Source organism: Pseudomonas sp. 2hn (assembly GCF_019646095.1).
Taxonomy (GTDB): Bacteria; Pseudomonadota; Gammaproteobacteria; order Pseudomonadales; family Pseudomonadaceae; genus Aquipseudomonas; species Aquipseudomonas peradeniyensis.
Map to the genome: position 1 here is coordinate 5,580,874 of NZ_CP081016.1, position 20,051 is coordinate 5,600,924.

Below are 20,051 nucleotides of genomic sequence, written 5' to 3' on the forward strand. Positions count from 1 at the left end.
GAAACTCAGAACAGTACGCGCGAGCGGATGGTGCCCTTCACGTGCTGCAGTTTCTCCTGGGCCAGGTCCGAGTACTCGGCGTCGACGTCGATGACCACGTAGCCCACCTTCTCGTTGGTCTGCAGGAACTGACCGGAGATGTTGATGGCGTTTTCGGCGAACACCTTGTTGATCTCGCTGAGCACGCCCGGGATGTTTTCGTGGATGTGCAGCAGGCGGTGCTTGCCTGGGTGGGCCGGCAGGGCCACTTCCGGGAAGTTGACCGACGACACGGAGGTACCGTTATCGCTGTACTTGACCAGTTTCTCGGCCACTTCCAGGCCGATGTTGGCCTGGGCCTCGGCGGTGGAACCACCGATGTGCGGGGTCAGGATCACGTTGTCCAGGCCGCGCAGCGGGCTTTCGAACTCTTCGTCGTTGGAGCGTGGCTCGACCGGGAACACGTCGATGGCAGCGCCGATCAGGTGCTTGTCCTTGATCGCGGCGGCCAGGTGGTCCAGCTCGACCACGGTGCCACGGGCGGCGTTGATCAGGATCGAGCCCTTCTTCATCGCGCGGATTTCCTTCTCGCCGATCATCCACTGGGTGGACGGCAGCTCAGGCACGTGCAGCGAGACGATGTCGGCCAGGCCCAGCAGCTCGTGCAGGCTGGTGACCTGTACTGCGTTGCCCAGCGGCAGCTTGGTCAGCGGGTCGAAGAAGTACACCTGCATGCCCAGGCTTTCGGCCAGGACCGACAGCTGGGTGCCGATCGAGCCGTAGCCGACGATACCCAGCTTCTTGCCACGGATCTCGAAGGAGTTGGCCGCACTCTTGATCCAGCCGCCACGGTGGCAGGAAGCGTTCTTCTCGGGGATGCCGCGCAGCAGCAGGATGGCTTCGGCCAGCACCAGCTCGGCCACCGAACGGGTGTTCGAGTAAGGGGCGTTGAACACGGCGATACCGCGCTCGCGGGCCGCTTCCAGGTCGACCTGGTTGGTGCCGATGCAGAAGCAGCCGACCGCGACCAGTTTCTTCGCGCAGTCGAAGATCTCTTCGGTCAGTTGGGTGCGCGAACGGATGCCGATGAAGTGGGCATCGGCGATCTTTTCCTTCAGCTCGGCTTCCGGCAGCGAACCAGTGAGGTATTCGATGTTGGTGTAGCCGGCAGCCTTGAGGGTATCGACCGCGTTCTGGTGCACACCTTCAAGAAGAAGGAACCTGATCTTGCTCTTGTCGAGAGAAGTCTTGCTCATCTGCGTAAACCTGTATCCCGGAGAAAAATGGCGAGGAGGGTAAAGCGGCGCGGCGTCGGCCTTAGCACGAACGGCGGGAGGGCTATGCTAGCATACGCGACACAACCTGAGCTTATCCCGACAGGTGAAGCGTGCTCAGGGTGACTATGAATAAGTCGAGAGTTCCAGCGATGACCCAGTCCGTGGTAATTGATGAGCTGATGACCCTGGTCGACCCTGGCAAGGTCCTCACCGACCCGGCCTCGCTCGAGGCCTACGGCAAGGACTGGACCAAGCACTACCCGCCGGCGCCAAGCGCCATCGTCTTCCCCAAGTCCGTCGAGCAGGTGCAGGCCATCGTGCGCTGGGCCAACCGGCACAAGGTCGCCCTGGTGCCGTCGGGCGGGCGTACCGGGCTGTCGGGCGCCGCCGTGGCCGCCCATGGCGAGGTGGTGGTGGCCTTCGACTACATGAACCAGATCCTCGCCTTCAACGAATTCGACCGTACCGTGGTCTGCCAGCCAGGGGTCGTCACCCGCCAGTTGCAGCAGTTCGCCGAGGACCAGGGGCTTTACTACCCGGTGGACTTCGCCTCGAGCGGCTCCAGCCAGATCGGCGGCAATATCGGTACCAACGCCGGCGGGATCAAGGTGATTCGCTATGGCATGACCCGCAACTGGGTGGCCGGGCTGAAGGTGGTCACCGGCAAGGGTGAGCTGCTCGAGCTGAACAGGGACCTGATCAAGAACGCCACCGGCTACGACCTGCGCCAGCTGTTCATCGGCGCCGAAGGCACCCTGGGCTTCGTGGTCGAGGCGACCATGCGCCTGGACCGCGCGCCGCGCAACCTCACCGCCATGGTCCTGGGCACCCCCGATTTCGACGCGATCATGCCGGTGCTGCACGCCTTCCAGGGCAAGCTCGACCTGACGGCCTTCGAGTTCTTTTCCGACAAGGGCCTGGCCAGGATCCTCGCCCGGGGCGATGTGCCCGCGCCGTTCGAAACCGACTGCCCGTTCTATGCCCTGCTGGAGTTCGAAGCCAGTACCGAGGAAGTGGCCAACGAAGCCCTGGCCACCTTCGAGCACTGCGTCGAGCAGGGCTGGGTGCTCGATGGCGTGATGAGCCAGAGCGAGACCCAGCTGAAGAACCTGTGGAAGCTGCGCGAGTACCTGTCCGAGACCATCTCGCACTGGACACCGTACAAGAACGACATCTCGGTCACCGTATCGAAGGTGCCGGCCTTCCTGCGCGATATCGACGCCATCGTCGGCGAGCACTACCCGGACTACGAAGTGGTCTGGTACGGCCATATCGGCGACGGCAACCTGCACCTGAACATCCTCAAGCCCGACCACATGACCAAGGACGACTTCTTCGCCTCCTGTGCCAAGGTCAACAAGTGGGTGTTCGAGATCGTCGAACGCTACAACGGCTCGATCTCCGCCGAGCATGGCGTGGGCATGACCAAGCGCGACTACCTGGGCTACAGCCGCTCGCCGGAGGAAATCGCCTGCATGAAGGCGATCAAGGCGGTGTTCGACCCGAACGGCATCATGAATCCGGGTAAGATCTTCGCTCCCGAATAAAAAGCAGTATTCACAGGAGTCGGCCATGAGTTACCAGCACCAGTACGTAGACGGCACGCGCATCCACTTCCCGCTGGGCAAGGTGGTGTGCATCGGCCGCAACTACGCCGAGCATGCCAAGGAACTGGACAACCCCATTCCCAGCGAGCCGCTGTTGTTCATCAAGCCCGGCAGCTGCGTGGTGCCCCTGGAAGGCGGCTTCAAGATCCCGACCGAGCGCGGTTCGGTGCACTACGAGGCGGAGATCGCCGTGCTGCTGGGCAAACCCCTGTCCACCCACCCTTCCGAGGAAGAGGTGCTCGACGCCATCTCCGGCTTTGCCCCGGCGCTGGACCTGACCCTGCGTGATGTGCAGGCGAAACTGAAGGAAAAGGGCCTGCCCTGGGAGCTGGCCAAGTGCTTTGACGGCGCCTGCGTGCTGCCGCCGTTCGTGTCGGCCGGCACCTTCGAGGACCTGACAGACATCGGCATCCGCCTGACCATCAACGGCGAGGTGCGCCAGGACGGCAACAGCGCGCTGATGCTCAACCCGATCGTACCGATGATCCAGCACATGGCCACGCACTTCTCCCTGCAGGCCGGCGATGTCATCCTCACCGGTACCCCGGCGGGCGTGGGGCCGTTCAATGTCGGCGATGAGCTGGTGCTGGAACTTCCCGGCGCAAGCCGGTTCGAAGGCCGGGTGCTTTGACTCCGGGCGACGACGGTGCAACGCCGTCGTCGCTGACTGTTCCGCCGGGATTTGTCGTTTTTTTCACAATTGATCCGGATAATTCCTCTATTAACCTTCATTTGCCGACAGTGGCGAGCACGCTGCCGCCTACTTTCAGGATCTCCGATCGATGACCAACCCTTCCAGCGCATCCCTTCCGCCAAAGCGACGCCTGATCACCCGCTGGTCGCTGTGGATAATTGCGCTGGCGATCATCGCCTATGGCCTGGTGGTGGCCATGCACTGGGATGACCGTGGCCTGCTGTGGATAAAGGAAGGTTTCGAAAGCCAGGCCGAGCGCCAGGAAAGTATCTGGTTGCCAGACTACGTGGCCGACATCGATGCCAAACCGTTGCCGGGCATGGAGCGCGACGAGGCTTCGGACCTGGCGTTCAATCCGCACACCCGGACGTTGTTCTCGGTCATGGGCAAACATCCGTTCCTGGTCGAACTCACCCTCGATGGCGATGTGTTGCGCAAGATTGCCCTGGTTGGCTGGTCCAACCCGGAAGGCGTGGCGGTGCTTGAGGACGGCCAGATCGCCATTGTCGACGAGCGCAATCACGACCTGACACTGGTCAAGGTGGATGCCGCCACGACGTCGCTGAACCGCGCCGACTACCAGCCCTATGACCTGGGCGATACCGAGGATGGCAACAAGGGCTTCGAAGCCATTGCCTGGGACCAAATCCGCCAGCGCCTGATCATCGGCGCCGAGCGGCCACCGAAGCTGTTCATCTGGAGCACCGATGGCCACGGCCCGCTCAAGGGCGAAAAGCAGCCGCTGCCCAGCGACGAGCTGGACCTGCGCAACCTGTCCGCGCTGGGCATCGACCCGCGCACCGGGCACCTGCTGGCACTGTCGGCGGACTCCAACATGCTGCTCGAGCTGGATGAGAAAGGTGAGCAGGTCAGCTTCATGACCTTGTTGGGCGGCTTCAATGGCTTGGCTGACACCATCCCTCGGGCCGAAGGCGTGGCGATGGATGACCAGGGCAACCTGTATATCGTCAGCGAGCCCAATCTGTTCTATCGCTTCAGGAAGCCCTGATCGGTCAGATTGGTCTGATGATGGCATTAAGCTTTGCTTCAGTTGATAGTGGTTAGATACGTGCTCCTTTCGCCGAGTCCGACCGCATGCGCCGCCACCTTCGCCTGATCTTCGCCTTCATCGTGCTTGTTGCCCTGCTCGTCCTGGGCGCCGCCGGGCATGAGTTCCGCCTGTTCGAGCGCGGCTGGTTCAACCTCAAGACCTGGTGGCAGCCGGCCGAGCAGAGCATCGGCCTGGACCACTACCAGGTGGCGATCGAAGCACAGCCCATCGTCGGGCTGGACGACGACATTTCGGCGCTTACCTACGACCCCGACCGCAAGAGCCTGTTCACCGTCACCAATGCCCGCTCGGAGCTGATCGAGCTGTCGTTGGACGGCCGCATCCTGCGCCGCGTGCCGTTGACCGGTTTCGGCGACCCCGAGGCGGTGGAGTATGTGGGGCCCAACAGCTACGTGATCACCGACGAGCGCCAGCAGCGGCTGATTCGCGTGCGCCTGGACGACGACACCCTGTTCCTGGACGCCAACGATGCCGAGCAGTTGTCCCTGGGCATTGGCCTCAACGGCAACAAAGGTTTCGAGGGTCTGGCCTACGACTCGGCGGGCAAGCGCCTGTTCGTGGCCAAGGAACGCGACCCGATGATGATCTACGAGGTGCACGGTTTTCCCCATGACAACCCCGACAAACCCTATGCCGTGCATGTGGTGCAGGATCGCAAGCGTGACCGGCGGTTGTTCGTGAGGGACCTGTCGAGCCTGCAGTTCGACGAACGCAGCGGGCACCTGCTGGCGCTGTCGGACGAGTCGCGACTGGTGCTGGAGCTGGATGTGAAGGGCAGGCCATTGAGCACGCTGTCGCTGCGCAAGGGGTTCCAGGGCTTGAAACAGACGGTGCCGCAGGCAGAGGGAATTGCGATGGACGACGCCGGGACCATCTACCTGGTCAGCGAGCCGAACCTGTTCTATGTGTTCAAGCAGCCGGCCGATTGATTGCCTGGGCTGACGCTATCGCGGGGCAAGCCCGCTCCCACCGTGGGAGCGGGCTTGCCCCGCGATGAGGCTCACTCGGCCTTGAGGGTCTTCACGCCTTCAGCGGTCCCCAGCAGCAGCACATCCGCCGGACGCGCCGCGAACAGGCCATTGGTGACCACGCCGACGATGGCGTTGATCTGGCTCTCCAGCTCCACCGGGTTGGTGATCTGCAGGTTGTGCACATCCAGGATGACGTTGCCGTTGTCGGTCACCACGCCTTCACGGTAGACCGGGTCGCCGCCCAGCTTGACCAGCTGGCGCGCCACATGGCTGCGGGCCATCGGAATCACCTCGACCGGCAGCGGGAAGGCGCCCAGCACCGGCACCAGCTTGCTGGCGTCGGCGATGCAGATGAAGGTCTTGGCCACCGCCGCGACGATCTTCTCGCGGGTCAGGGCCGCCCCGCCGCCCTTGATCAGGTTCAGGTGAGCGTCGCTTTCGTCGGCGCCGTCGACATAGAACTCCAGCTCGCTGACGCTGTTCAGCTCGTAGACCGGGATGCCATGGCCCTTCAGGCGCTGGGCGGTGGCCTCGGAGCTGGCGACGGCGCCGTCGAAGGCGGTCTTGTGCTGGGCCAGGGCGTCGATGAAGAAGTTGGCGGTCGAACCGGTACCGACGCCGACGACGCTTTTCTCATGCAGTTTCGGCAGGATGAGATCGACGGCGGCCTGGGCGACGGCCTGTTTGAGTTGGTCCTGGGTCATGCGGGCTCCGGGAGGGGCTGGGCGGAAATTGCCTAGTATAACGGCTCCCGCGGCTTTGCTGTGGTCGCCCGACGTGGCGCTGCGGTAGACTCCCAGCCCTTGTCCCGCGGCCCAGTGATGCTTTCCGATGCTCGAACAGTACGTCAAGAAGATCCTCACCTCGCGCGTCTACGACGTTGCCGTCGAAACCCCGCTGCACAGTGCCGGGCAGTTGAGCAAGCGCCTGGGCAACACGGTGCTGCTCAAGCGCGAGGACCTGCAGCCGGTGTTCTCGTTCAAGATCCGCGGGGCCTACAATAAACTCGCGCAACTGAGCACCGAGGAACTGGCCCGCGGCGTGGTCACAGCCTCCGCCGGCAACCACGCCCAGGGCCTGGCCCTGGCGGCGCGGGAGCTGGGGATCAAGGCGACCATCGTCATGCCCAAGACCACCCCGGAGATCAAGATCGAAGGCGTGCGCTCCCGGGGCGGCAAGGTGGTGCTGCACGGTGACACTTTCCCCGAGGCGCTGGCCTACTCGCTGAAGCTGGTGGAGGAAAAGGGCTTCGTCTACATCCATCCCTACGACGATCCGCACACCATTGCCGGGCAAGGCACGGTGGCCATGGAAATCCTGCGCCAGCACCCGGGCAAGCTGGACGCGATTTTCGTGCCGGTCGGCGGCGGCGGGCTGATCGCCGGCATCGCCGCCTACGTGAAGTACCTGCGCCCCGAGATCAAGGTGATCGGCGTCGAGCCGGATGACTCCAACTGCCTGCAGGCCGCCATGGCCGCGGGCGAGCGCGTGGTGCTGCCGCAGGTCGGGCTGTTCGCCGATGGCGTGGCGGTGGCGCAGATCGGCCAGCACACCTTCGACATCTGCCGTCACCATGTGGACGAGGTGATCACCGTCAGCACCGACGAGATCTGCGCGGCGATCAAGGATATCTACGACGATACCCGCTCGATCACCGAACCTGCCGGAGCGCTGGGCGTGGCCGGTATCAAGAAGTACGTCGAGCTCAAGGGCGTCGCCGGGCAGACCCTGGTGGCCATCGATTCGGGCGCCAACGTCAATTTCGACCGTCTGCGCCATGTCGCCGAGCGCGCCGAGCTGGGCGAGAAGCGCGAGGCGATCATCGCCGTGACCATTCCGGAGCGCCCGGGCAGCTTCAAGGCCTTCTGCGAGGCCATCGGCAAACGCCAGATCACCGAATTCAACTACCGCAAGCACACCTCGGACGAGGCGCATATCTTCGTCGGCGTGCAGACCCACCCGGAAACCGACCCGCGCGCGGCGTTGGTCCAGCAGTTGACCGAGCAAGGCTTCCCGGTCACCGACCTGACCGACAACGAGCTGGCCAAGCTGCACATCCGCCACATGGTCGGCGGCCACTCGGCCGGGGCCAGCGACGAGATGGTGCTGCGCTTCGAGTTCCCCGAGCGCCCGGGCGCGCTGTTCAACTTCCTCAACAAGCTGGGCGGGCGCTGGAACATCTCGATGTTCCACTACCGCAACCATGGCGCCGCCGATGGCCGCGTGGTCGCGGGCCTGCAGGTACCAGAGGAGGAGCGCCACCTGGTGCCGGCGGCGCTGGCCAAGATCGGCTATCCGTATTGGGACGAGACCGAGAACCCGGCCTACCGGCTGTTCTTGGGTTAACTGACTAAGCTGGGCGTATGGCCCTTCGCGGGTAAACCCGCTCCCACAGGGTTGGCGCGTCACCTGTGGGAGCGGGTTTACCCGCGAAGAGACGGGCGCGAATTACCCTGCTGAAGGACGATGAAGACATGGAACACCTGACCACCCTGAAGACCCTGCATATCCTCGCCACCGCCCTGTTGCTGCTGGGCGGCCTGGGCCTGGCGATCTGGACTGTCCGCGCCCGCCGCCAGGGCGATGTCGAGGCCTACGGCAAGCTGTTGCGCCGGCCGCTGGTGTTCGTCTGGCTGCTGATGGGGTTGTGCCTGGTGAGCATGCCGTTCACCGGCTGGTGGCTGGTGCACCTGGTCGGCTGGCCGCTGGGGCAGACCTGGGTGCTGGCGTCCAGCATCATCTATACGCTGGGCGCGTTTGCCGTGTGGTGGCTGGTGGTGCGTCTGAACCGGATGCGCAAGGCTGAAACCGTGGGTTTGAAGTTCACCTTGGCATTGGCGCTGTTCAGCGGCGTCTGCTTCCTGTCCATCGCGGGCCTGATGGGCGCCAAGCCGGTCTGAAGCATCGCGGGGCAAGCCCGCTCCCACGCCAGATCGAGTTGCGCCCAAGATATTGGACATTGATCCAACACCCGGAAGCAGTTCAGATCGTGGGAGCGGGCTTGCCCCGCGATCAGGCCTTCAAGCGCGCAACGAAACGACCGGCCACCCCCGCCGCTCGGCCTCCGCCCGCAGCCTCGGATCCGGATCCACCGCCACCGGGTTCGCCACCACCTCCAGCAACGGCACATCGTTCAGCGAATCGCTATAGAAGTAGCTGTCCTCCAGGTCAAAGCCGTTCTCCAGCATCCAGCGGTTCAGCCGCGTCACCTTGCCTTCACGGAAACAGGGTATATCGGTACTGCGCCCGGTATAGCGCCCGTCCTGCGCTTCGCATTCGGTCGCCAGCAGCACGCGCACGCCCAGGCGGCGGGCGATCGGCGCGGTGACGAAGCGGTTGGTGGCGGTGATGATCACCAGCTGGTCGCCAGCCTCGCGGTGCTGGCGCAGCAGGGCCTCGGCCCTGGGCAGGATGATCGGCTCGATGCAGTCGCGCATGAACTCGCGGTGCCACTGCTCCAGCTGCACGGGTTCGCTGGCCGCGAGGATTTCCATGGAGAAGGCCAGGTAGGCCTGCATGTCCAGGGTGCCGTTGAGGTAGTCCTGGTAGAAGGCATCGTTGCGTTGCTTGTAGGCGACCGGGTCGAGAATGCCCCGCTCGCACAGGTAGTCGCCCCAGGCGTGGTCGCTATCGCCACCGAGGAGGGTATTGTCCAGGTCGAATAAAGCCAGGCGCATCGCGGTCACTCGCATCAGCCACGGAAGAGTCCCGCAGAATACGGAGTTTTCACCTCGCTGCACATAAGCTTGGCGGGCGCGTTGCTGCGCGCTCAGGCTTTGTGGAACAATGCGGTGACATGCGTTTGCGAGGTTGCTGCCGTGATCGACCCGGATGGTTTTCGCCCCAATGTCGGGATCATTCTCACGAATGATGCCGGGCAGGTGCTATGGGCTCGGCGGATCAACCAGGATGCCTGGCAGTTTCCCCAGGGTGGCATCAACCCTGACGAGACGCCGGAAGATGCCCTGTACCGCGAGCTGAACGAAGAAGTGGGCCTGGAACGCCAGGACGTGGAAATTCTTGCCTGCACCCGTGGCTGGTTGCGTTATCGTTTACCCCAGCGCCTGGTGCGCACCCACAGCCAGCCGCTGTGCATCGGCCAGAAACAGAAGTGGTTCCTGCTGCGCCTTGTGAGCAACGAGCAACGGGTGCGCATGGACCTCACCGGCAAACCGGAATTCGATGGCTGGCGCTGGGTCAGCTACTGGTATCCGCTGGGCCAGGTGGTGACATTCAAGCGCGAGGTATACCGCCGCGCCCTGAAAGAGCTAGCCCCGCGCCTGCTGACGCGCGACTGACGACGGAGTCCGACCCCGAGCCATGCTCAATACGCTGCGCAAGATCGTCCAGGAAGTGAACTCCGCCAAAGATCTCAAGACGGCGTTGGGTATCATTGTCTTGCGCGTCAAGGAGGCGATGGGCAGCCAGGTCTGCTCCGTCTACCTGCTCGACCCGGACAGCAACCGCTTCGTGCTGATGGCCACCGAGGGCCTGAACAAGCGCTCCATCGGCAAGGTCAGCATGGCCCCCAACGAGGGCCTGGTCGGCCTGGTCGGCACCCGCGAGGAGCCGCTGAACCTCGAGAACGCCGCCGACCACCCCCGCTACCGCTACTTCGCCGAGACCGGCGAAGAAAAATTCGCCTCCTTCCTCGGCGCGCCGATCATCCACCACCGCCGCGTGGTGGGGGTACTGGTCATCCAGCAGAAGGAGCGCCGCCAGTTCGACGAAGGCGAAGAGGCCTTCCTGGTCACCATGAGCGCCCAGCTCGCCGGGGTTATCGCCCACGCCGAGGCGACCGGCTCCATTCGTGGACTGGGCCGCCAGGGCAAGGGTATCCAGGAGGCCCGCTTCGTCGGCGTGCCAGGCTCCCCGGGCGCCGCCGTCGGCCGCTCGGTGGTAATGCTGCCGCCCGCCGACCTCGAGGTGGTGCCGGACCGCACCGTCGAGGACATCGACAACGAACTCAAGCTGTTCAACAACGCCCTCGAAGGCGTGCGCGAAGACATGCGCAAGCTGTCGGCCAAGCTCGCCACCCAGCTGCGCCCCGAAGAGCGCGCATTGTTCGACGTGTACCTGATGATGCTCGAGGACGCCGCCCTCGGTGGCGAGGTGGTCGAGGTCATCAAGACCGGCCAGTGGGCCCAGGGCGCCCTGCGCCAGGTGGTCGGCGAGCACGTCAACCGCTTCGAGCTGATGGACGACGACTACCTGCGCGAGCGCGCCTCGGACGTCAAGGACTTGGGCCGGCGCCTGCTGGCCTACCTGCAGGAAGCCCGTTCGCAGTCGCTGGTCTACCAGGACAACACCATCCTGGTCAGCGAGGAGCTGACCCCCGCCATGCTCGGCGAGGTGCCGGAAGGCAAGCTGGTGGGCCTGGTCTCGGTACTGGGCTCGGGCAACTCCCATGTGGCGATTCTAGCCCGTGCCATGGGCATCCCGACCGTCATGGGCGTGGTCGACCTGCCATATTCGAAGGCCGACGGCATCGAGATGATCGTCGACGGCTACAAGGGCGAGGTGTTCACCAACCCCGGCGAGGTGCTGCGCAAGCAGTACAGCGACGTGGTCGAGGAAGAGCGCCAGCTGGCCCGTGGCCTCGACGCCCTGCGCGAGCTGCCGTGCATCACCCCGGACGGCCATCGCATGCCGCTGTGGGTCAACACCGGCCTGCTCGCCGACGTGGCCCGTGCCCAGCAGCGCGGCGCCGAAGGCGTCGGCCTGTACCGCACCGAAGTGCCGTTCATGATCAACCAGCGCTTCCCCAGCGAGAAGGAACAGCTGGCGATCTACCGCGAGCAGCTGCAGGCGTTCCACCCGCTGCCGGTGACCATGCGCAGCCTCGACATCGGCGGCGACAAGTCGCTGTCGTACTTCCCGATCAAGGAAGAAAACCCGTTCCTCGGCTGGCGCGGCATCCGCGTCACCCTCGACCACCCGGAAATCTTCCTGGTACAGACCCGCGCCATGCTCAAGGCCAGCGAGGGCCTGAACAACCTGCGCATCCTGCTGCCGATGATTTCCGGCATCCACGAGCTGGAAGAAGCCCAGCACCTGATCCACCGTGCCTGGGGCGAGGTGCGCGACGAAGGCACCGACGTGCCGATGCCGCCGGTGGGGGTGATGGTGGAGATTCCCGCCGCCGTGTACCAGACCCGCGAACTGGCGCGCCAGGTCGACTTCCTCTCGGTCGGTTCCAACGACCTGACCCAGTACCTGCTGGCGGTCGACCGCAACAACCCGCGGGTCGCCGACCTGTACGACTACCTGCACCCGGCGGTGCTGCAGGCGTTGCAGACCGTGGTCAGCGTCGCCCACGAGGAAGGCAAGCCGGTGAGCATCTGCGGCGAGATGGCCGGTGACCCTGCCGCAGCGATCCTGCTGATGGCCATGGGCTTCGACAGCCTGTCGATGAACGCCACCAACCTGCCGAAGGTGAAGTGGATGCTGCGCCAGATCAACCTGGGCAAAGCCAAGGAACTGCTGGCCGACGCCATGAGCCATGACAACCCGCAGGTTATCCACAGCTCGCTGCAACTGGCGCTGAAGAACCTTGGCCTGGCGCGGATGATCGGGCCGAACAAGACCCTCTGAAGCCCTTACTGGCCTCTTCGCGGGTAAACCCGCTCCCACAGGTTCTGCGCGCAACCTGTGGGAGCGGGTTTACCCGCGAAGAGGCCAGTACAGGCGATGCATACCTTGATCACGCCTCCAGCTCTACCTCACCCAGGTGCCCACCAAACGGCCCGAAACTGCGCTCGACCATCCGCCGCCGCCCCTGGTCATCGACGATCAGCACCGTGCTCGCCCGCGTCCCGTAGTTCTGGCTGGCGATAAACACGCTCGACAGCAGCCTCTCGGTGGCAAGCCCCACACCAGTCTCCGGCAGCTCGCCGTCCGGCGCGGGCTGTGCATCGCCCAGCAAGGCCAATAGCTGTTGCGGATCGGCGGCCTCGAGCAACGCCTCAAGCCCGCTGCGCGCCTTGACCAGCTTCGGCCACGGCGTATCCAGCCCGGCATTCGACAGCCCGTAGACACCAGGCGCCAGCATGCGCGGCGCGGCCTCGCGGGCATGCAGGTAGCCCAGCCGTTCGCCATCACCCACCAGCAGGTTGAAGCCCGAGTACTGCCCGCTGCGACTGGCCACCTGGTCCAGGTAGGCTTCGACCCCCAGCTCGCCCTGAAGGTACGCCGCCACCAGCTCGCCCCGTGAGCGCGGCCCGAGCGGCTGGCGCGGATCGCGGATATTGGTCAGCGCGGCGAAGCGCCCGTTCGGCCCTACCCCCAGCCAGGTTCCGCCTGCCTCCAGGTCACGCCCGGCATGCACCCCCGGGGCATCCTCCCAGGCGGCCAGGGCCTGGGTCGGCCGGGCGTAGAACTCGTCGCGGTTGGCCGCGACGATCAACGGCCGGGCTGTCCCCGGCCGCCAGGCGAATACGATCAGGCACATAGGTTGTCCCCTGTGTTTTCGGCCACTCTACCCGCGCCGCCGACCGCTAGCCATCATCTGACACAGAGTTCACTAGAGCGCCGGGCTTGGCTTCCGTTACCATGCCGGATTGTTTTCCACTGGGGCCACGAATGGAATTCGCTCTCTATCTGCTGTTGGGCGCCTGCGCCGGCGTGCTGGCCGGGCTGTTCGGCGTCGGTGGCGGCATCATCATCGTGCCGGTGCTGGTGTTCAGCTTCACCCTGCAGGGCTTCGACCCTTCGGTGCTGACCCACCTGGCGGTCGGCACGTCGCTGGCGACCATCGTCTTCACCTCGATCAATGCCGTGCGCGAGCACCAGCGCAAGGGCGCGGTGCAGTGGCCGATCTTCGCCTGGATGACCGTGGGCATCCTGCTCGGCGCGCTGGTCGGGGCCAAGACCGCCTCGCTGATCCAGGGCCCGATGCTGCAGAAGATCATCGGCGTGTTCGCCCTGGTGATCGCCGCGCAGATGGCCCTGGACCTCAAGCCCAAGGCCAGCCGCGGCATCCCCGGCAAGCCCGGCTTGACCGCCGCCGGCGGGGTGATCGGCTGGGCCTCGGCCATCTTCGGCATCGGTGGCGGCTCGTTGACCGTGCCGTTCCTCACCTGGCGCAGCCTGCCCATGCAGCAGGCAGTGGCGACTTCGTCGGCCTGCGGCCTGCCGATCGCCCTGGCCAGTGCCCTGGGCTTCATCTGGCTGGGCTGGCACGAGGAACACCTGCCGGCCCACAGCCTGGGCTACGTCTACCTTCCGGCGCTGGTCGGCATCGCTGCCACCAGCATGTTCTTCGCCCGCTACGGCGCGCGACTGGCGCACAAGCTGTCGCCGCGCGTGCTCAAGCGTCTGTTCGCCGCGCTGCTGTTCTGCGTCGGACTCAGCTTCCTTATCTGAACCTAGAGGAAAGACAATGCTGCCTTACCCGCAGATCGACCCGGTGGCCGTGGCCCTCGGTCCACTGAAAATCCACTGGTACGGCCTGATGTACCTGATCGGCATCGGCGGCGCCTGGCTGCTGGCCTCGCGCCGGTTGAACCGCTTCGACCCGACCTGGAGCCGCGAGAAACTCTCCGACCTGGTGTTCTGGCTGTCGATGGGGGTGATCGTCGGCGGGCGCCTGGGCTACGTGCTGTTCTACGACCTGCACCAGTACCTGGCCAACCCGACCTTGATCTTCGAGGTGTGGAAAGGCGGCATGTCGTTCCACGGCGGTTTCATCGGCGTGATGCTGGCCGCGCTGTGGTTCGGCAAGCGCAACAACAAGTCGTTCTTCGAGCTGATGGACTTCGTCGCGCCGCTGGTGCCGATCGGCCTGGGCGCCGGGCGTATCGGCAACTTCATCAACGCCGAACTGTGGGGCAAGGCCACCGACGTGCCGTGGGCAATGGTGTTCCCGCCGTTCAGCGACCCGGCCCAGTTGCCGCGTCACCCGTCGCAGCTGTACCAGTTCGCCCTCGAAGGTGTGGCATTATTCGTCATCCTTTGGCTGTACTCGCGCAAGCCGCGCCCAACCATGGCCGTTTCCGGCATGTTCGCGCTGTTCTACGGCATCTTCCGCTTCATCGTGGAATTCGTGCGGGTACCCGACGCCCAGCTGGGCTACATCGCCTTCGGCTGGTTGACCATGGGTCAGCTGCTCTGCGTGCCGATGATCGTCGGCGGCATCTTCCTGATCTGGTGGGCCTACAACCGTAAACCGTCGGCCAAGGCCACCGTCTGATTTTCACGGCAGGGGCGATCCTCCTGCCGTTCTTGCTACAGGTAAGCCATGAAAGAGTATCTAGATCTGGTCCGTGACGTCATCGAAAACGGCACGCTGCAGGAAAACCGCACCGGCATCCGCACCATCAGCCTGCCGGGCGCCATGCTCAAGTTCGACCTGCAGAAAGGCTTCCCGGCCATCACCACGCGCAAGCTGGCGTTCAAGTCGGCGATCGGCGAGATGGTGGGCTTTTTGCGCGGAGTGAAGAACGCCGGCGAGTTCCGCGAGCTGGGCTGCAAGGTCTGGGACCAGAACGCCAACGAGAACGCCCAGTGGCTGGCCAACCCGTTCCGCCAGGGCCATGACGACCTCGGCGAGATCTACGGCGTGCAATGGCGCCAGTGGCCGGGCTACAAGCGTATCCCGCTGAGCAACCCGGCGGCCATCGAGATGGCCGAGAAGGCCGGTTTCCGCCGTATCGCCCAGGACGAGGAAGACGGCCAGGCGTTCGTCATCCTGTACAAGGCCATCGACCAGGTGCGCCAGTGCCTGGACACCATCGCCAACGACCCGGGCAGCCGGCGCATCCTGTTCCACGGCTGGAACTGCGCCCAGCTGGATGAGATGGCCCTGCCGCCGTGCCACCTGCTGTACCAGTTCCACCCGAATGTCGAGACCAAGGAAATCTCCCTGACCCTCTACATCCGCTCCAACGACCTGGGCCTGGGCACGCCGTTCAACCTCACCGAAGGCGCGGCGCTGCTGTCGCTGTTCGGCCGCCTGACCGGCTACACCCCGCGCTGGTTCACCTACTTCATCGGCGATGCCCATGTGTACGAGAACCACCTGGACATGCTGGGCGAGCAGATGAAGCGCGAACCGCTGGCCGCGCCGAAGCTTGTGATCAGCGACCGCGTGCCGGCATTCGCCGAGACCGGCAAATACGAGCCGCAGTGGCTGGAGAAGATCGAGCCGAGCGACTTCTGGCTGGAAGGCTACGAGCACCATGCGCCGATGACGGCGCCGATGGCGGTCTGACAGATCTTCATCTGTCTGAGCTGACGCAGTCGCGGGGCAAGCCCGCTTGTATGGTAGGACTTGAAGGGAGGAGGAGGGACATAGCTCGCTTCTGACTGTTCACAGCAGTACAGACCGTGGGAGAAATCACCCCTCCTCCTTTCAGCACTCAAGCGCCGATAAGGAATGCCTCGTTTGCAAACGACGATAGATGCAAGCCTGCGCCAGAGTGTGCCCTTCAAGTCTCGCTACGCTACAAGGAGCCGCTTTTCATGGCAATGCCCAAGACACCAATCGAAGCAGGCGTAGATACCGCCAAAGATGAACTGGTGATACAAGGCGCTCCCGATACAAAACCCTTCGCCATCCCCAATACCCCGAAGTCCATCAAGGCTTGGCTCAAAACATTGCCGGCAGGCTCGGCGCTAGCCATTGAAGCGACCAGTACCTACCACATGGAGATGGCCGAGCAGGCTCATGCTGCAGGTTTTGCAGTGTATGTGGTCGACGGCTTCAGGTTGGCCAAGTACAGGGAAAGCATTGCTGTTCGGGCCAAAACAGACGCCCAGGATGCATCTTTGCTGGCGCGCTACTTGAGCAACGAACGGAGCTCCTTGAAGGTCTGGACGCCCCCACCATCAGGGCATCGGCAGATCCAGATGCTATTGCGCCGCCGCGCCAAGCTGGTGGAAGTCCGCGGCATGCTGCGGGAGAGCTTTTCGGGTGACAAGATGTTCGCCGCAGAGCTCAAAAAGATCGAACGGACACTCAAACGCACAGAACTTGCGATAGAAAAAAGATTGCGCAAGGAGGTCAAGGACGCCGGACTCAACGATCAACTGCGTCGCGTCCAACAACTCCCTGGTGTCGGTTTTCTTACTGCCGTTGGTTTGGTTATGTCCTTCATGCGTGGTGAGTTCGCCAACAGCGATGCTTTTGTCGCTTACCTTGGAATGGATGTGACGGTTGCCCAATCGGGCAAATGGTCAGGTAGAGGCAAGTTGAGTAAGCGAGGGGACTCGGAGGTTCGTAGACTGTTGTATAACGCTTCGATGAGCGGCAGTCGAACCGCGACCTGGAAGGCATTCCACGCTTACCACTTGGGGCGTGGGAAGAAAACCACTCAGGCGTTCGTAATTCTTGCTCGCCGCTTGGCCCGGCTGGCTTTCGGCCTTATGAGACATGAGACGGACTGGAAGCCTGAGATATACACCGGGGGTGCCACGCTACCCAGCTGAAACTGGGGGCTGCTGCGCAGCCCATCTTCAAACTACTTGGAGTGGCTCCACGCTTGAGAGATTTCTCACGCGCGCCGGACTGTGGCCGGATGCTGGAAAATGGCGAGAGAGAGCTTTTCGGTTGAAAATTTGCCTCTCGCCATAGAATCTCCCACGTATGCATTTAGTCACGTGGGAGCGGGCTTGCCCCGCGATGCTTTTGGTATCAATGCCCGTGACTGCGCCCCACATGGGAATGCTCGGTCTCCGGCACCGTCACCGCCCCATTGGTCTCCAGCTGCTGCAGAATCGCGCACTCCGCCCCCTGCGCATTGCATTGCTGGCGCAACTCCACCAGCTGCGCCTGCAGCGCCACCAGCCCGTCGATCCTCGCCTGCACATGCTCGATATGCTCGTCGATCAGCGCATTGACGCTGCCGCATGAGCCGTCGGGGCTGTCGCGCAGGCTCAACAGGCTGCGGATTTCATCGAGGGTCATGTCCAGGGTGCGGCAGTTGCGGATGAAGGTCAGCCGCTCGACATGGGCCTGGGTGTAGAGCCGATAGTTGCCGTCGCTGCGGGCGGGCTCGGGCAGCAGCTGCTCGCGTTCATAGTAGCGGATGGTCTCCACGGCGCAGTCGGTGGCCTTGGCCAGTTCTCCGATCTTCATGGCAAATCTCCAGCAGAGGACTTGACCCTATAGTGACTACAGGGTGTTCACTTGGCAACAACCACTCTGTGGATATCCGCAGAGGCCAGTGCTCAGTTAAGGATGATTCCATGAACCAGCCTGTCAGCCCCGACCACAAGCATGACCACGCGCATGGCCATGAGCCCCACGCCCACAGCTGCTGTGCCAGCAAGGCGGCACCGGCCCTGGTGCAGCTGACCGAAAAGGCCAGCGCCCAGGCGCAGCTCAGCCGCTTCCGCATCGAGGCCATGGACTGCCCCACCGAACAGACCCTGATCCAGGACAAGCTGGGCAAGCTGGCCGGCATCGAGCAGCTGGAATTCAACCTGATCAACCGGGTGCTCGGCGTGCGCCACACGCTGGTTGGCACCGCCGAGATCGAGCGGGCCATCGACAGCCTGGGGATGAAGGCCGAACCGCTGGCCGCCGAGGACGACGGCAGCGCCAATGCGCCCCAGCCGAGCAAGACCCGCTGGTGGCCGCTGGCCTTGTCGGGTATTGCCGCGATCGCCGCCGAAGTCGTGCACTTCTCCGGCAAGGCGCCGGAGTGGGTGGTCGCCGCGCTGGCCCTGGCGGCGATCCTCGGCTGTGGCCTGGGCACCTACAAGAAGGGCTGGATCGCCCTGAAGAACCGCAACCTCAACATCAATGCCCTGATGAGCATCGCCGTGACCGGCGCCGTGCTGATCGGCCAATGGCCGGAGGCGGCCATGGTCATGGTGCTGTTCACCATCGCCGAGCTGATCGAGGCACGCTCGCTGGATCGCGCGCGCAATGCCATTGGCGGCTTGATGCAACTGGCGCCGGACCTGGCCACCGTGCAGCAGGCTGACGGCCAGTGGCGCGAGCTCGACGTGCGCGAGGTGCCGATCGGCACCCTGGTGCGGGTGCGTCCGGGCGAGCGTATCGGCCTGGATGGCGAGGTGGTCAGTGGCCAGTCCAGCGTCGACCAGGCGCCGATCACTGGCGAGAGCCTGCCGGTCGAGAAGGCCGTGGGCGACAAGCTGTTCGCCGGCACCATCAACCAGGCCGGCGCCCTGGAGTACCGCGTCACCGCCGCCGCCGGCCAGTCGACCCTGGCGCGGATCATCAAGGCCGTCGAGGAGGCCCAGGGCGCCCGTGCGCCGACCCAGCGCTTCGTCGACCAGTTCTCGCGCATCTACACCCCGGTAGTGTTCGCCGTGGCCCTGGCCGTGGCGGTGATCCCGCCGCTGTTCATGGCCGGCGCCTGGTTCGACTGGATCTACCGCGCCCTGGTGCTGCTGGTGGTGGCCTGCCCGTGCGCGCTGGTGATCTCGACCCCGGTGACCATCGTCAGCGGCCTGGCCGCGGCGGCGCGCAAGGGCATCCTGATCAAGGGCGGCGTGTACCTCGAAGGCGGGCGCAAGCTGGACTTCCTCGCCCTGGACAAGACCGGCACCATCACCCACGGCAAGCCGGTGCAGACCGACAGCAAGGTACTCGACCCGCTGTTCGAAGGCCGGGCCCAAGCCTTGGCCGCCAGCCTGGCTGCCCGCTCCGATCACCCGGTGTCCGGTGCCATCGCCCTGTTTGCCAAGGACCAGAGCCTGGCCTTGAGCGAGGTCAGCGATTTCGCCGCCCTGGCCGGTCGCGGTGTGCGCGGTGATATCGAGGGCCAGACCTACCACCTGGGCAACCATCGCCTGGTGGAAGAGCTCGGCCTGTGCTCCCCGGAGCTTGAAGCGCAGCTCGATGTGCTGGAGCGCCAGGGCAAGACCGTGGTGCTGCTGCTCGACCGCTCCGGTCCGCTGGCGCTGTTCGCCGTGGCCGACACGGTCAAGGACAGCAGCCGCCAGGCCATCGCCGAACTGCACGAGCTGGGCATCAAGACTGTCATGCTGACCGGCGACAATCCCCACACCGCCCAGGCCATCGCCGCCCAGGTGGGGATCGATCGCGCCGAGGGCAACCTGCTGCCGGCGGACAAGCTGGCCAGCATCGAGCGCCTGTACGGCGAGGGCCATCGGGTCGGCATGGTCGGTGACGGCATCAACGACGCACCGGCCCTGGCCCGTGCCGAGATAGGCTTCGCCATGGCCGCCGCCGGCACCGACACGGCCATCGAGACCGCCGACGTGGCGCTGATGGACGACGACTTGCGCAAAATCCCGGCGTTCGTCAGGCTGTCGCGCCAAAGCGCGGCGATCCTCACCCAGAACATCGTGCTGGCCCTGGGGATCAAGGCGATCTTCCTGGCGATCACCTTTGCCGGCATGGCCACCATGTGGATGGCGGTGTTCGCCGACATGGGCGTGAGCCTGCTGGTGGTGTTCAACGGCTTACGCCTGCTGCGCAAGTAAGGTTGGGACGTTCCCTGTAGGAGCGGCCTTGTG

Annotated in this window: 18 protein-coding genes; 13 read left to right on the forward strand and 5 right to left on the reverse strand. The window is 64.4% G+C overall.

What is annotated here, in order from left to right:
- Nucleotides 1–5: 5 nt before the first annotated feature.
- A complete protein-coding gene (serA, locus tag K2O50_RS25150; protein ID WP_050707386.1) occupies nucleotides 6–1,235 on the reverse strand; it encodes a phosphoglycerate dehydrogenase in 1,230 nt (409 codons plus the stop codon).
- Nucleotides 1,236–1,405: 170 nt separating this feature from the next.
- Here serA and K2O50_RS25155 point away from each other — a divergent pair, with 170 nt between their 5' ends.
- The 4 genes from K2O50_RS25155 (at nucleotide 1,406) to K2O50_RS25170 (ending at nucleotide 5,558) form a co-directional block, all read left to right on the forward strand.
- Complete coding sequence (locus K2O50_RS25155) at nucleotides 1,406–2,803, forward strand: FAD-binding oxidoreductase (protein WP_050707387.1); 1,398 nt, start codon at nucleotides 1,406–1,408, stop codon at nucleotides 2,801–2,803.
- A 25-nt stretch (nucleotides 2,804–2,828) separates the two neighbouring features.
- A complete protein-coding gene (locus K2O50_RS25160; RefSeq protein ID WP_050707388.1) occupies nucleotides 2,829–3,494 on the forward strand; it encodes a fumarylacetoacetate hydrolase family protein in 666 nt (221 codons plus the stop codon).
- A 151-nt stretch (nucleotides 3,495–3,645) separates the two neighbouring features.
- Entirely contained in the window at nucleotides 3,646–4,566 is a 921-nt protein-coding gene (locus tag K2O50_RS25165; RefSeq protein ID WP_050707389.1) for an SdiA-regulated domain-containing protein, read from the forward strand.
- An 86-nt stretch (nucleotides 4,567–4,652) separates the two neighbouring features.
- Nucleotides 4,653–5,558: an SdiA-regulated domain-containing protein gene (locus K2O50_RS25170; RefSeq protein ID WP_050707390.1), complete on the forward strand. Its 906-nt coding sequence runs from the start codon at nucleotides 4,653–4,655 to the stop codon at nucleotides 5,556–5,558.
- Between the two features lie 71 nt (nucleotides 5,559–5,629).
- On the opposite strand, the gene rpiA is transcribed toward K2O50_RS25170, so the two are convergent.
- Complete coding sequence (rpiA, locus tag K2O50_RS25175) at nucleotides 5,630–6,304, reverse strand: ribose-5-phosphate isomerase RpiA (protein WP_050707391.1); 675 nt, start codon at nucleotides 6,302–6,304, stop codon at nucleotides 5,630–5,632.
- 127 nt (nucleotides 6,305–6,431) lie between these two features.
- Here rpiA and ilvA point away from each other — a divergent pair, with 127 nt between their 5' ends.
- Together ilvA and K2O50_RS25185 are read left to right on the forward strand one after the other, a co-directional pair.
- The gene (gene ilvA / locus K2O50_RS25180) at nucleotides 6,432–7,946 is read left to right on the forward strand and encodes a threonine ammonia-lyase, biosynthetic (RefSeq protein WP_050707392.1); all 1,515 of its coding nucleotides are present in this window, start codon (nucleotides 6,432–6,434) and stop codon (nucleotides 7,944–7,946) included.
- Nucleotides 7,947–8,074: 128 nt separating this feature from the next.
- Nucleotides 8,075–8,500, forward strand: a complete 426-nt coding sequence (locus K2O50_RS25185; protein WP_050707393.1) for a DUF2269 domain-containing protein — start codon at nucleotides 8,075–8,077, stop codon at nucleotides 8,498–8,500.
- Between the two features lie 120 nt (nucleotides 8,501–8,620).
- On the opposite strand, the gene K2O50_RS25190 is transcribed toward K2O50_RS25185, so the two are convergent.
- Complete coding sequence (locus K2O50_RS25190) at nucleotides 8,621–9,277, reverse strand: HAD family phosphatase (RefSeq protein ID WP_050707394.1); 657 nt, start codon at nucleotides 9,275–9,277, stop codon at nucleotides 8,621–8,623.
- Nucleotides 9,278–9,418: 141 nt separating this feature from the next.
- Between K2O50_RS25190 and K2O50_RS25195 the strand changes: the two genes are divergently transcribed.
- Nucleotides 9,419–9,898 carry an RNA pyrophosphohydrolase gene (locus K2O50_RS25195; RefSeq protein WP_028688498.1) on the forward strand — a complete coding sequence of 160 codons (480 nt, stop codon included), beginning with the start codon at nucleotides 9,419–9,421 and terminating at the stop codon, nucleotides 9,896–9,898.
- 22 nt (nucleotides 9,899–9,920) lie between these two features.
- Nucleotides 9,921–12,194 carry a phosphoenolpyruvate--protein phosphotransferase gene (gene ptsP / locus K2O50_RS25200; protein WP_050707395.1) on the forward strand — a complete coding sequence of 758 codons (2,274 nt, stop codon included), beginning with the start codon at nucleotides 9,921–9,923 and terminating at the stop codon, nucleotides 12,192–12,194.
- 109 nt (nucleotides 12,195–12,303) lie between these two features.
- Here the strand turns inward: ptsP and K2O50_RS25205 are convergent, their stop codons facing one another.
- The gene (locus tag K2O50_RS25205; protein ID WP_050707396.1) at nucleotides 12,304–13,050 is read right to left on the reverse strand and encodes an NRDE family protein; all 747 of its coding nucleotides are present in this window, start codon (nucleotides 13,048–13,050) and stop codon (nucleotides 12,304–12,306) included.
- A 131-nt stretch (nucleotides 13,051–13,181) separates the two neighbouring features.
- On the opposite strand from K2O50_RS25205, the gene K2O50_RS25210 reads away from it, so the two are divergent.
- From K2O50_RS25210 to K2O50_RS25225, 4 genes are all read left to right on the forward strand, one after another.
- Nucleotides 13,182–13,964, forward strand: coding sequence for a sulfite exporter TauE/SafE family protein (locus tag K2O50_RS25210; RefSeq protein ID WP_050707397.1), 783 nt, complete (start codon nucleotides 13,182–13,184; stop codon nucleotides 13,962–13,964).
- A 16-nt stretch (nucleotides 13,965–13,980) separates the two neighbouring features.
- Nucleotides 13,981–14,790 carry a prolipoprotein diacylglyceryl transferase gene (gene lgt / locus K2O50_RS25215; RefSeq protein ID WP_050707398.1) on the forward strand — a complete coding sequence of 270 codons (810 nt, stop codon included), beginning with the start codon at nucleotides 13,981–13,983 and terminating at the stop codon, nucleotides 14,788–14,790.
- Between the two features lie 48 nt (nucleotides 14,791–14,838).
- Entirely contained in the window at nucleotides 14,839–15,810 is a 972-nt protein-coding gene (locus K2O50_RS25220; RefSeq protein ID WP_050707399.1) for a thymidylate synthase, read from the forward strand.
- 251 nt (nucleotides 15,811–16,061) lie between these two features.
- Nucleotides 16,062–17,027 carry an IS110 family transposase gene (locus K2O50_RS25225; protein ID WP_050707628.1) on the forward strand — a complete coding sequence of 322 codons (966 nt, stop codon included), beginning with the start codon at nucleotides 16,062–16,064 and terminating at the stop codon, nucleotides 17,025–17,027.
- Between the two features lie 205 nt (nucleotides 17,028–17,232).
- Here the strand turns inward: K2O50_RS25225 and cadR are convergent, their stop codons facing one another.
- Nucleotides 17,233–17,676: a cadmium resistance transcriptional regulator CadR gene (gene cadR, locus K2O50_RS25230; protein WP_050707402.1), complete on the reverse strand. Its 444-nt coding sequence runs from the start codon at nucleotides 17,674–17,676 to the stop codon at nucleotides 17,233–17,235.
- Nucleotides 17,677–17,786: 110 nt separating this feature from the next.
- Here cadR and K2O50_RS25235 point away from each other — a divergent pair, with 110 nt between their 5' ends.
- Nucleotides 17,787–20,018 carry a heavy metal translocating P-type ATPase gene (locus K2O50_RS25235; RefSeq protein WP_050707403.1) on the forward strand — a complete coding sequence of 744 codons (2,232 nt, stop codon included), beginning with the start codon at nucleotides 17,787–17,789 and terminating at the stop codon, nucleotides 20,016–20,018.
- The last annotated feature ends 33 nt before the right edge of the window (nucleotides 20,019–20,051 follow it).